General features: G+C 47.0%; 10 protein-coding genes. 5 read left to right on the top strand and 5 right to left on the bottom strand.

Annotated features, from left to right (window positions below; all coding sequences use genetic code 11):
• Window positions 1-7 precede the first annotated feature (7 nt).
• Both KOD92_RS26550 and KOD92_RS26545 read right to left on the bottom strand, forming a co-directional pair.
• Window positions 8-391: a hypothetical protein gene (locus KOD92_RS26550; protein WP_215236641.1), complete on the bottom strand. Its 384-nt coding sequence runs from the start codon at window positions 389-391 to the stop codon at window positions 8-10.
• A 158-nt stretch (window positions 392-549) separates the two neighbouring features.
• On the bottom strand, window positions 550-1,095 hold the full coding sequence (locus KOD92_RS26545; RefSeq protein ID WP_215236640.1) for a glycosyl-4,4'-diaponeurosporenoate acyltransferase CrtO family protein: 546 nt from the start codon (window positions 1,093-1,095) through the stop codon (window positions 550-552).
• Between the two features lie 161 nt (window positions 1,096-1,256).
• On the opposite strand from KOD92_RS26545, the gene KOD92_RS26540 reads away from it, so the two are divergent.
• Window positions 1,257-3,386 carry a type IA DNA topoisomerase gene (locus KOD92_RS26540; protein WP_215236639.1) on the top strand — a complete coding sequence of 710 codons (2,130 nt, stop codon included), beginning with the start codon at window positions 1,257-1,259 and terminating at the stop codon, window positions 3,384-3,386.
• Window positions 3,387-3,399: 13 nt separating this feature from the next.
• Here KOD92_RS26540 and KOD92_RS26535 read toward each other — a convergent pair whose 3' ends face one another.
• A complete protein-coding gene (locus KOD92_RS26535; protein WP_215236638.1) occupies window positions 3,400-4,140 on the bottom strand; it encodes a 3-oxoacyl-ACP reductase family protein in 741 nt (246 codons plus the stop codon).
• 98 nt (window positions 4,141-4,238) lie between these two features.
• On the opposite strand from KOD92_RS26535, the gene KOD92_RS26530 reads away from it, so the two are divergent.
• Together KOD92_RS26530 and KOD92_RS26525 are read left to right on the top strand one after the other, a co-directional pair.
• The gene (locus KOD92_RS26530; protein WP_215236637.1) at window positions 4,239-4,622 is read left to right on the top strand and encodes a winged helix-turn-helix transcriptional regulator; all 384 of its coding nucleotides are present in this window, start codon (window positions 4,239-4,241) and stop codon (window positions 4,620-4,622) included.
• A gap of 107 nt (window positions 4,623-4,729) precedes the next feature.
• Window positions 4,730-5,752, top strand: coding sequence for an LLM class flavin-dependent oxidoreductase (locus tag KOD92_RS26525; protein WP_215236636.1), 1,023 nt, complete (start codon window positions 4,730-4,732; stop codon window positions 5,750-5,752).
• 22 nt (window positions 5,753-5,774) lie between these two features.
• Here the strand turns inward: KOD92_RS26525 and KOD92_RS26520 are convergent, their stop codons facing one another.
• Window positions 5,775-7,073: an alginate export family protein gene (locus KOD92_RS26520; RefSeq protein WP_229254898.1), complete on the bottom strand. Its 1,299-nt coding sequence runs from the start codon at window positions 7,071-7,073 to the stop codon at window positions 5,775-5,777.
• Window positions 7,074-7,561: 488 nt separating this feature from the next.
• Between KOD92_RS26520 and KOD92_RS26515 the strand changes: the two genes are divergently transcribed.
• Window positions 7,562-9,040, top strand: coding sequence for a PQQ-dependent sugar dehydrogenase (locus KOD92_RS26515; protein ID WP_215236635.1), 1,479 nt, complete (start codon window positions 7,562-7,564; stop codon window positions 9,038-9,040).
• A gap of 111 nt (window positions 9,041-9,151) precedes the next feature.
• Here KOD92_RS26515 and KOD92_RS26510 read toward each other — a convergent pair whose 3' ends face one another.
• Window positions 9,152-9,712, bottom strand: coding sequence for a DUF4142 domain-containing protein (locus tag KOD92_RS26510; RefSeq protein ID WP_215236634.1), 561 nt, complete (start codon window positions 9,710-9,712; stop codon window positions 9,152-9,154).
• Between the two features lie 223 nt (window positions 9,713-9,935).
• Between KOD92_RS26510 and KOD92_RS26505 the strand changes: the two genes are divergently transcribed.
• Window positions 9,936-12,068: an ATP-binding response regulator gene (locus KOD92_RS26505; RefSeq protein WP_215236633.1), complete on the top strand. Its 2,133-nt coding sequence runs from the start codon at window positions 9,936-9,938 to the stop codon at window positions 12,066-12,068.
• Window positions 12,069-12,078 lie beyond the last annotated feature (10 nt).

Below are 12,078 nucleotides of genomic sequence, written 5' to 3'. Positions count from 1 at the left end.
AGGGAGGTTACTTTTTAGGCAACTTCTTGCAAGCTAAACCATTTGCGCCCTGATAGCGCTCTTTGCAGGTGTCGGAAATGGCGGTAAAGAGCAGCGAGTCCTGAGCGTAATAGTTGAGCTTGTAAGTCCCGTAGTAAGCCAGATTACAACCATTGTCGGAAACGCTAATTGTGTCATTTTTAATAAAATAGCGCCCGGTGGTGAATGCTTTTCCATTCACAATGCCGTCGTACGTACTGTCGGCGCGAAAGACGAATATCAGGTTTATGTCGCCATCGGGCGATTTTTGTATCCGCTGCCAGCGTCCCACAATAGGATCCTGGGCGCTTATGAAAGAGACTATTGTTAAAAGAACAGCGAGGCAACCCAGCCATGTGAAAGCGTTTTTCATCAGTATCGAATTTTGTGATTAATACTATCACAAAGCTCGGCTTTCAGACCAAAACCGGAATTTGAATTTGTTGCAGATACATTTGAAAACGTGTCAATCGCAGCGGAAACGCGGTTGCAGTAACAGATTGACCATTTAAGGTTTCGTTTTGACAGAAATCAAAACCCTGATTTTCGCCTGCTCAGTCCCATAGCTCTTTCTATCCGCGGCCGGTTGTACCGTTGGAGTAAGATAGGGTAGAGGTTGAGTAGTATATTAAGTACCAGCAACGACAGAGATTCGCGAACTCCGTATTTGAATGCTACGAAGATATTAAGTCCCAGAACGATAATCAGAATGATCAAATGTCCTAACTCGGACTTTTTCGTCTGGTAATGCAGGTGCGTCAGGGCAGCGTTGTTTTTTTCGATTGGGTTAGCTTTTTTGTTCAATTTTTCCCAACCAGTCCAGACCAGTAATTTCCTGTAAAGATTGACACCGACAGACTCGTATATCTTCCCTTTTCGCTCCCATGTTCGATCAGTAAAATAGGGAGAAGCTAACGGGCTTTTTAGTGTTTCGGTAAAAGTAAATGTACACGCCATCAACAGGAAGTTGAGCGTCCATGCGAATAGAAAACCCTTCATTCCAATAAAATGGATCAGCGCCCAGACGAGGGCAATCGTTACTATAATGATAAGAATTGAAGTAAAAGCTTTTTTCATCGACGATCTCAGTTCGGTAGGTATGCCAAGTTTTTCCAAATATACCTGCCGGATTTGACTGAGCAGCGACTTCAAGCAGATTAAAGATTCAATCAAAAAGGCTCTGGCCAATTTTAATGGGTTTTTATCGACTTTGCCGGTCAATCGAGTAAGTTTGCAGCATGAAAGTGTGTATTGCCGAAAAGCCAAGCGTAGCCAAAGACATTGCAGGAATTATCGGGGCCAATCAACGCAGGGACGGTTATTATGAGGGAAATGGATATCAGGTAACCTGGACGTTCGGGCATTTTTGTACTTTAAAAGAGCCCCACGACTACACCGAGCGGTGGAAATCGTGGCGGCTGGAAGACTTGCCGATGATCCCGTCGAGCTTTGGCATCAAGCTTATTGATAATGCGGGCGCGATGAAGCAGTTTGCCGTGATTGAAAGCTTGATAAGCAAATGTGAAGAAGTGATTAATTGCGGCGATGCGGGGCAGGAGGGCGAGCTGATCCAGCGCTGGGTATTACTGAAAGCCAAATGCAGCGTACCTGTGAAGCGCCTCTGGATTTCCTCACTGACCGAGCAGGCTATTCGCGAGGGATTTGAAAAACTCAAAGACAGCGCGCTTTACAACAATTTATATGCAGCCGGCAGTGCGCGCGCGATCGGCGACTGGCTGCTGGGCATGAATGCGACGCGGCTTTTTACCAAAAAATTCGGGCAGGGAAAAGTAGTATTGAGCATCGGTCGCGTGCAAACGCCGACGCTCGCGCTGATCGTCCAGCGGCAAAAGGAGATCAATGCATTCGTTTCGGAAGAATATTGGGAGTTGAAAACCATTTACCGCGAAACAGAATTTACGGCGACCATTGACCGGATCAGAAGTGAAGAAAAAGCAAATAAAGGCCTCGCATATCTGGTGCAGCACGATTTTGAAATCACCTCATTTGAAAAGAAAGAAGGAAAAGAAGGAAATCCCAAGCTATTTGACCTCACTTCATTGCAAGTTGAGGCGAACAAAAAATACGGCTACTCAGCGGAGGATACATTAAAACACATTCAAAATCTCTACGAAAAGAAGTTTGTGACTTACCCGCGGGTGGATACCACTTATCTTTCGGAAGATCTGCATCCGAAAATGGAGGGGATTTTAAGAGAATTGACCTATTACGCCCAATATACCGCGCCGCTTTTAGAAAAGCCGATCCCCAAATCCAAAGCGGTTTTTGACGATAAAAAAGTAACCGATCACCACGCCATTATCCCGACCGGCGTACTGCCTAACCATATTAGTCAGGATGAAAAACGCATTTATGATTTGATTGTGCGCCGTTTTATCGCTGTGTTTTATCCTGAATGTAAGGTTTCGAATACTACGGTTTTGGGGAAAGTCGGGCAGGTTGAATTTAAGGCAACGGGGAAACAAATCCTTGAACCGGGCTGGCGGGCGGTTTATGCCAATGATGCCAGCGCCAAAAAAGATGCCGCAGAAGAGGAGAAGCTGATGCCGAACTTTGAAGTAGGGGAACGGGGCCCGCACGAGCCGCGCGTGCATCAGGGAAAAACAACACCGCCCAAAGCCTACACCGAAGCAACTTTGCTGCGCGCGATGGAAACCGCAGGGAAGCAAGTGGAAGACGAAGAAATGCGTGAGTTGCTGAAAGACAATGGAATAGGTCGACCCTCAACACGCGCGAACATCATTGAAACGCTTTTTAAAAGGCGGTATATCGAGAAGAAAAAAAAGAATATTTTCGCTACGCAAACAGGTATTGACCTGATCGATACCATTCAAAATGAGTTGCTGAAAAGTGCGGAACTTACTGGGAACTGGGAAAGAAAGTTGCGACTGATCGAAAAGGGCGAATATTCAATGGAAACCTTCAAGCAGGAGCTGATCCAAATGGTGGTTGACCTGACACAGGAAGTAAAAAACAACCGTGGGCGCGCGATCAGCATTGCCGAAGAAGCGCCGCCCGTGGAGGTTGAAAAAGAAGTGAAAGAGAAAAAACCGGCCAAACCCAGGGAGCCCAAAGAAGAGATCAACATCGAATCGCTGACTTGTCCCAAATGCAAGGAGCATTTACTCAAAAAAGGAAAAACAGCTTATGGTTGCTCCAATTTCCAGGTTTGCGGTTTCAAGATCCCGTATGAATTTTTAGGTAAAAAACTTACCGACAAGCATTTTTACGACTTGCTGAGTAAAGGAAAAACGGCTAAAATAAAAGGCCTGCAAATTCCCGGAAATCCTGAAACCACGGATGCAAAGCTGGTTATGAACGGTGATTTCAACTTCGAAGTGGGCTAAACCTGACTCTGCATCAGGCATTTAACCCGCCGTCGACGGTAACCCACGAGCCGGTAATGTATTTGCCTTCCTCACTCGCCAGAAACGCTACCAAGCCCGCAATATCTTCGCCCGTGCCATAGCTGGGGATAGCCATTTGGCTTCGCAGAAAGTCGGCCAGGTCTCCACTCGCCGGGTTCATATCCGTGTCGATCGGGCCGGGTTGTACGAGGGTAACCGTAATTCCTTTTGGGCCCAGGTCGCGCGCCAGCCCGCGGGTGAAACCCTGCAATGCCGATTTGCTCATCGTATACAATGTAGTCTGTGGTTTGAGTGCATTATCCGCAATGTTGCTGCCGATCGTGATGATGCGCCCGCCCGCCTGGAGATGCTTCACAGCTTCCAGCGCCGCTACAAAAACCGCCTTTACATTCACATCCATTACCTGGTCGTACTCATCAATAGTATGTTCGGCGAAATCTTTTCCGATGTAAATGCCGGCATTGTTTACCAGAATATCCAGTCCTCCAAAAGCATCGACCGTTTTGTGCACTGCACCTGCTACATCTTCGGAATTTTTATTGTCGGCCGCAATGGCTACTACCTCGCCACCTGCTCCTGTTATTTCGGCGACAAGCGCCTCTGACTTTTCAGCGGAACTAGTATAAGTGAATGCTACTTTGGCACCTTCGGCCGCAAGGCGGCGCACAATCGCAGCGCCTATTCCACGGCTTCCACCGGTTACTAATGCTATTTTATTTTCTAACTTTTTCATGTAAACACTTTGTTTTTAAATGCAATGCAAACCTACGGGGATTGCTTTATATTTGTAAGCAAGCAGCAGATTGTTAGGTACCAACAAAAAAGTAAGAAATGAGAAAAGAGACATCCACGAATGCTTTGAACGAAAAAATGATCAGCGACAGCTGCGGTATGGCGTACACACTCGGCGTGCTGGGCGGCCGCTGGAAGCCAGCGATCCTCTGCCGGCTCATGCACGGCACGTTGCGTTACGGCGAGTTGAAAAAATCAATCGAAGGAATTTCAGAAAGAATGCTGGTAGCCCAGCTCCGCGAGCTGGAAAGTGACGGTATTGTCCGGCGACAAGTGTTTCCAGAGGTGCCGCCGCGGGTGGAATACGAAATGACCGAGCTCGGCTTGTCCATGCAATCGGTGATTGCTGCGATGTCGGACTGGGGAAATATGCACAGGAGTTTAAGCCAGGAACCTCACTTGCCGGCGATTTCGCGTCATTAGCTCGCTAAAATCTGCGGCTTGAAGTGAAGTAACACCTGATGAGTAAGGAACTCAGAAGCTAATAAAATGCTTTTTACTAACAGCATTCTTACAGTTAGTAAATCGACATGGCAGACAAACTTATTCAGGATATACCGTTTTCCATTCTTGATCTCGCACCGATCACAGAAGGAAATAATGCAGCGACAACTTTTAAAAATAGCCTCCGGCTCGCGCAACGTGTTGAAGAATTGGGCTATAAAAGATATTGGCTCGCTGAGCACCACAATATGGCAAGCGTTGCCAGTTCGGCGACGTCGGTGCTGATCGGTTACATTGCCGGCGGTACAAAAACGATCCGGGTGGGCAGCGGCGGCATTATGTTGCCTAATCACGCGCCGCTCGTCGTTGCAGAACAATTCGGTACCCTCGCGTCGCTGTATCCCAACCGCATCGACCTGGGACTGGGACGGGCGCCAGGAACTGACCAGGTGACGGCCCGCGCACTCAGACGTAATTACATGGAATCTGCGCAGGATTTTCCAGACGATGTGGTTGCATTGCAAACCTATTTTTCAGCAGAGAATAGTAACTCTAAAGTACGCTCTATTCCCGGCGAAGGACTTGAAATTCCGATTTGGATATTGGGTTCCAGTACTGATAGTGCGCGATTGGCGGCACATTTAGGGCTACCTTATGCATTTGCAAGTCACTTCGCACCCACGCAATTTGTGACAGCAATAGAACTTTACCGACGGAATTTCAGACCGTCGAAATATCTCGCGCAACCTTACGTAATGGCTTGTGTCAATGTGATCGCCGCAGATACCACCGGGGAAGCCGAGCGGCTTGCGACTTCTTTCTACCAGTTGGCGACGGGCATTATCACTGGCAAGCGCCGGCCTTTGCAACCACCCGTTGATAGTATGGACGGGCTTTGGGGAGAATATGAAGAAGCCGCAGTGAGAGAAATGATGAAATATACATTCATCGGCGACCGGAAAAAAGTCGGCAGCAATCTGGCCTATTTTCAAAAACATACTCAGCTAGATGAGTTGATGGTTACCAGCCACATTTACGACCCAAACGCTCGCATCCATAGTTATGAGATCTTAAAAAGCGTACAGAATGAAAGTGTGCTAACTTCTTGATTGATCGTTCGTTTACCCTCGCTTATTTCAAATCTATTATTCGCGGCGCGTAAGAGATCATTAAGAAGCTCCATACTGGTGTTTTGCCAGAATCGGGTACCTTTTTGAGAAGTTCCATCCGCTCGTTGGCAAGCGTGAATGAGAAGCCGTAAATGACTTCTACATTCTTTACAGGCTTATAATTGATGGAAAGATCACTTTCAAACCCGAGGAAAGTCCCTGCTAGCTCGTCCTCCGACCTGGCGAGTGAAAATTGCGAGTAAAACAGGTGAACGTCGGCACGCAGGGAAAGTTTTTTGTTAACCGGCCGAAGTATGAATAGATAAGGATTTACCAAACCTTTGTCACTCACATCGGAAGGGAACCGGGTGAACAGGTTCATATTACCCATAAATTTCCAGGCTACACCATAGAGCGGGACAAATGAATGCGTCTTGTCGTCGCGGATATTTGTGCTGTTGCCGCTAAGAATTTCTGCCCCGAGTCGAAAGGTTGTTTTTGAAAAAGTGGTGCTGATTTCGGGCTGAATATAATAGGCGCGGATTTTCTTCAATGTCGCAGTGCGGCCGTACTGATAATATGCATTTACTGTACTGTAAAGTAAGCCGCTGGTATATTCAAGACGACCTCCATTCGTAACGCGCCGGTAGTATTGTCCCGCCAGATTCGGCTTTTCGAACACATCCATTGCATTAATGGTCGTGAGCGTCCAATCTTTGAATTTGTGTTTTAGATGATGCAGTAAAAGTAATTTGTATTGATGCGAAGCCACAGGGGAGTAGGCAGGATCAAAGGCTCTCCCGTAAGGTCTGGTGAATGCGATGGTCAGATCGGTGCTTATTTTATTATTATAAAACACCCGCAATCCTTCGTGCGCCCTACTTTGCTGGCTCCATGGAGCGGCCGAGAAAATCCGCCCGTTATCCAGTGAAAGTGCCTGTCTCCCCAAGCGAAAAGACCAGTTTTTGTCGAGTTTGGGTTCAATATAAAATTCACAAGCATTGACGCTACCAACCTTGGAAAACCCGTTCTTCCCACCCCACACGTGGATTTCCTGTGGAGATGCGTGAAATCTGAACCACTTATTAATGTAATTGATCGTGGCCCGGTTGCGCTGGGTTACATATAATGCGGGCATCGCAGAATCAGCCGGTGTCCACATGAAATTATCCCGGTACTCAGCCCTCGGCCGAACTTCAAGATCCACCCAAAACTCCCGTTTCACCGAGTCGGCTTCCTGGGCAAATGACTGGACGCCAAAATTGATGAGCAAAAAAAATGATAAGAGGTTACGCAACGGCCAGAAAATAGTGAGGAGCATTCTGAATGCAAAAATAGGATTCGCAATTTGTATTAACCAAAAATCGTGATAATCTTCACTCCATTAAACACACTATAACACTGCATTAATTATGTCAACTATCAACAATAAAAATTCCGAGAAAGTGACTCTCAGCAAGAAAGAGAACTTGAAAGTATCTATCGGGAATCTTCAGGAAAATGTCATTGTCAGGAAAACTTTACGCGCGGCTGAAATTTTTAAAAAGTTTCCACTGCCTTCCAAATAGCATTCACCCCCCAACCCCCTAAAAGGGGGCTAAGAAAAAAAGCGGTGCTGCAAAGCCAAGTCCCCCTCGGGGGATTTAGGGGTACCCCCCAACCCCCTAAAAGGGGGCTAAGAAAAGCCATGCTACAAAGCAAAGTCCCCCTCGGGGGATTTAGGGGTACATGCACTCCCCCCTAATTTGGCATGCTTTTCATAAGGTGCCCGGAAGTCTCAACCTGCTATTGATATTCCCGCATTGATCCATGTCACTTTATAAAGGCTTGCCATTTTACCTGCTCGCATTTTGCTTTTTTGCGACCGCAGAAGTTGTTCCCGCTCAGGTGCCGGGACAAGAGAAATTTGAGAAAAGAGTTATTGCAAAAGGTATTTCAGATCCCTGGGAGATCGTTTTTGGGCCCGATCGGCATTTGTGGGTCACGGAATCGAAGGAGTATCGCGTGCTTCGGGTCGACCCTGCGACGGGGAATAAGGAGGTGCTTGCCGATCTGAGTTCGGAGAAGACTTTCCCCAATTACGACAAAGTGAGCGACTCGATCGACGGCGGCAAACCCGCACCTCAGGGCGGGCTGATGGGCATGGCGCTTCATCCCAATCTGCTGAACGGAAAACCGTTCGTTTACCTGGCATTCGTCTACGATTTTGAAGGAAAAAACAGACCTGGCGATGGACAGGATCCTCACGATCAAGGTTTTCATTTTAAAACAAAAATTGTTCGCTGCACTTACAATGCGGAAATTAAAAAGCTGGAAAAGCCGGAGACCGTTTGTGACCAGATCTCTGGCAGCAATGACCATAATGGGGGCAGGCTGCTGATCTCCGCGATCAATGGGAAAGCCTATTTGTTCTGCTCTGTGGGAGATATGGGCGCGGGGCAGTTTAAGAACGCCGCCCGTGCTAATTACGCGCAGGATTTGAATGTGTATGAAGGTAAGATGCTGCGTTTCAATACAGAACCAGACAAGGATACCGATCGGAAGGATTCGTGGATTCCCGACGATAACCCATTTAACAAAACGAAACAAAATGCAGTGTGGTCGCTCGGGCACCGCAATGCGCAGGGGCTGGCTGAAATCAACATGAATGGCAAGCCGGTTATCTTTTCATCCGAGCACGGACCATTTTCCGACGATGAGATCAATATCATCAAACGCGGCCGGAACTACGGTCACCCGTTGGTAATAGGTTTTCCAGACGGAAATTATAATGGGCTTTCGGCGGGTGTTACCGACAAGGACAGTTTGCCTGGCAAGTGGAACACGACTTATCCTTTCATTGAAAACGAACAGCGGAATGCGAAGCAGCTCAAAAACTTCGAGCCGCCTATCAAAAGTTTTTTTGCTACGGATAACAGGCAGCTTCTTGCATTCGCAGACACGATCAGATCAGGCAAAAAGAGCCCTGAGTGGCCGTCGCTGGCGCCTTCTGGCATTGCTGCTTACACTTCGGAAGTAATACCCGGATGGAAAAACTCATTGCTCGTTTCTTCTCTTAAACAAGGGAAAATAGTCAGGTTGAAACTCAATGCGACCTACACAGGTATTGAGGAAGAAAAGGATTATTTCGCAAGTAAAGTGCGCTATCGCGACGTGGCAGTATCCGCCGACGGACTTAAAATTTACGCCATAACCGACAAATCCGCCGTCACCTCCGGCCCTTCCAGGGAAAATCCCGAAGAATCAACTGAGGAGGGAGCAATCATTGAGTTTACATTCAAGCGTTAGGCATAATACCTTAAAAGAAGAAGCCTGTGACCAGCAAAATTCTTGCTTTTCACAGGCTTTTCCGTTTGTGTAAGTAATCTGATTCAATGCCTGAAAAGTAACCAAAACAGGTTACTTCACTTCCTCATGCATCATTTCGGCCATTTCCAGGTGGTGTTTCAATACGGGAAGCTTTTGCGTAGCCCACGATTTCAGCTCTGCATCCTGGCCGGAAGCCGCTTGTTTCTCAAACAGAGCGACCGTTTCCTTGTGAGACGCTACCATCATTTTGGCATACAGCATATTGAATGCAGGTCCAGTGGCGGCAGTCAGACTGTCGATCATTTTCTGTTTTGTGGCGCTCAGTGCGGTAGGTACGTCCACATCTTTCTTGTCGGCCAGAGATTTTAGTTCATTGTTTGCTTTGGTATGATCAGTGATCATCATTTGTCCAAAAGATTTAATACTCATTGAATCTGATCCCATCACCATTCCCGTGCGCGTGCTGTCACCTTTTGCGACTGCCAATTCTCCGGATCTTACTTCAAACATGCCACCATCTGCTGCATTCATCACAAACGTCCTGTCGGTTTCAGGTAGCGTTGTGCCGCCGTTATTATCGTCGTCATCGTTACAAGATACTGCCAGGAAAGAACCGGCTACCAGCAAAAGGATTAATCTTAACTTTTTCATAAGCGTTTTTAAATAGGTTGTTGATATTGAAAAAATTGCGCGTTGTAAAAATTTGTGCCAGCAACGGTCTGTAAAAAATGGGAAGCAATTGTCTCAATGTATCCGATAAGTAACGTGTCGCTGGTTACAACTAATCCAAATCAGTTACATTTGCAGTGTTATTTCCAGGACACCTGTGGCAACGGTTACTCTTCCCCTCATGAAATAAATAATTAGTTGGCCTATGAAGAATAACTTACCCACCAATTCAAAGGCTACTTTTGCATGGACAGCGGTGCTGACAATCCTGCTCGCACTATTTGCCTTCATTATAGTTCTTACCCAGTCCAAGTCAGAATCGATCAGAAGGAACATCGAGGTATTGCAGCTTGAAAAGGATAGTTATCACCAGATCGACACTTGTATTTCCATACTTTATTCCGCCGAGAACAACAGCCGATTCTTTGTGGTCACACAGGATTCGGCTTACCTGAAAGCTTATACCAGACAGCTTCAAACGGTTAATGCCATTTTACACCAATATCAAAATGAGCGGGAAAATCGAGAAAAGAAGCTTTACAGGCTGATATCGAAGAAACAACGTAAAAACCAGGAGTTTGTGAACCTCCGTTTGATTGTCGACAGTCTGCTCACATTTTCATTGAGCCCAGAAGAAATAACGCATTCAAATAAACTCCGGCCATCCGCAAAGGTACAGACGAGCACCCGGGCAGAAGCGATTGACTCTACCGAAATAACTCCGAGAAAAACCAAGAGAAGACTTGTGAAGCGCCTTATGGACGCGATCCGGGACGAACAACCCGCGGAAAACGACATTCTAAAAACGCATACAAATACGATCATCAGGCAGGATTCTGTGAAAGTGGTGATAGTACCTGCACCTCTGAAAAATCAAGCATCGATCGAAAAGGCGCGGAGGGAGCTGGGAAAGGCGGAACAACAATTGCTGGCAATCAACAGCCTGCTGTTTGCAAATCTTCAAACAGCATTACGGGATATAAAAAATCGCGAAAAACAAGACACGCAGGATTTGCGGAGTTCGCTGCTAACTGCAACCCAGGTGAAATCGGAAGAAATGAGCTTGCTGATGTGGGCGGCGGTAGCCCTGGTGTTTTTGCTGGCGGTGGTAATCATTTTCAATCTGGTCAAACTTTATAAGAAGGACGCCACCATTCTTTCATTCGCAAGAATGACTGCGGATTCGAGTAAAAGTAAGGGAGATTTTCTCGCACAGATCACCCACGAACTGCGCACACCTTTGAATGCGATTATCGGTTTTTCAAATCTGATCGAGCCTGAAAAGTTGGACGAGGATATGAGGGTCAATGTGAATTCTATCAAAAGTGCATCCCAGATCATGCTCTCGCTGGTGAATGAAATCCTCGATTTTTCGAAGTTTGAAAGCGGAACTATCAGCCTGTTCGAAGAGCCTTTCAAGCCGGCAGAACTGGTGCAGCAATCCATGTCGATGTTGTCTGTGCTGGCAGCTGAGAAGCATATTGGCATGAAAACGCAGTTAGAGATGGAAAGTAGTCTCGCATTGCTCGGCGACAATTTTCGTATCAGGCAGGTCGTCATCAACCTGCTTACGAACGCGATCAAGTTTACGCCGGAGCATGGCAGTATCGCTGTGAAGGCCCGCTTTGAGAATGCTACTAAGGAAAAAGGCATACTTGTGATCAGCATAAAGGATTCGGGTGTTGGAATTGCGAAGGAAAACCTCAGTTCCATATTCGACGATTTCATTCAGGTAAGCAGCGGCGACGCGAGGGCCCGGCAGGGCGGTACCGGACTTGGACTGTCGATTTGCAAAAGGATTGTCGACCTGTACGGCGGGAAGATCAGTGTAACCAGTGTGCTCGGAGCGGGATCGGAGTTCACGGTTCGCATTCCTTTGAAAACAGCTGAGCAAAGCAGCCTGATCGAGGCAAAACCGCTGGCTAAGATGAAATTACAAACCGATCTCCGGGATAAAAAACTGCTAATCGCCGACGATACGAAAATGAATCTGATCCTGATCAGCCGCATAATCGACAAGCTGGGCGCTACTTATGATCTTGCCGAGAACGGCCGGCAGGCATTTGATCTATTCGAAATCAATACATACGATCTGGTCATCACAGATATTGATATGCCCGTAATGGACGGAGTGGAGCTTACCAAACGCATTCGCTCGCACCAAAGCAGCGCAAAGGCGGGATTGCCAGTGATCGGTTTTACAGGTTATACGGAAGAAGAAAAACTGGCCGGCTACCGGGCAATAGGAATGGACGAAATTTTACCCAAACCATTTGAAGAAAGCAATTTTATCGCCGTACTAAGCAGCTACCTCACCGTAACCGACGCGCGCCGGTAGGTGGCCGACT

The sequence above is a fragment of the Dyadobacter linearis genome (assembly GCF_907165045.1).
GTDB classification, from domain to species: Bacteria; Bacteroidota; Bacteroidia; order Cytophagales; family Spirosomataceae; genus Dyadobacter; species Dyadobacter linearis.
This window is presented reverse-complemented; position numbering and strand designations above follow the sequence as displayed.